Origin of the sequence: Mesorhizobium sp. M00.F.Ca.ET.216.01.1.1, assembly GCF_004010325.2 — a bacterium.
In the GTDB taxonomy this organism is placed as follows: domain Bacteria; phylum Pseudomonadota; class Alphaproteobacteria; order Rhizobiales; family Rhizobiaceae; genus Mesorhizobium.
Genome location: NZ_SADR02000591.1, coordinates 1 through 282, shown reverse-complemented (window position 1 = coordinate 282; position 282 = coordinate 1). Strand labels below are relative to the sequence as shown.

1 protein-coding gene is annotated in these 282 nt (G+C 67.0%); it reads right to left on the bottom strand.

Annotated elements, in window-relative coordinates; all coding sequences use genetic code 11:
* A partial coding sequence (locus EN859_RS37565) for a glycosyltransferase family 9 protein (RefSeq protein ID WP_281015690.1) occupies positions 1–244 on the bottom strand: 244 nt, incomplete at its 3' end.
* Positions 245–282 lie beyond the last annotated feature (38 nt).

Below are 282 nucleotides of genomic sequence, written 5' to 3'. Positions count from 1 at the left end.
GCCCGCTGTCGTTCGAGACCGCAAGCTTCGCCGCGGCGATCAGGTCGATGGCGTCCTCGAGCCGCGTCTTGCCGGCAAGGTCGATAACGCCGGGCGCGAGCGCCGCTATCTCGCCGGTCACGCTGGCATCATTCTTCGAGCCGAGCAGCACGACGCCCAAACCCTTCGCCATCATGTCCCGCGCCAGCCCGGCATAGTGGTCGCTCGGCCAGCGTTTTGCCGGGCCGAATTCGGCGCCGGGCATGAGCGCCACGAATTTCTTTCCTGTCAGCCCGAACCGAG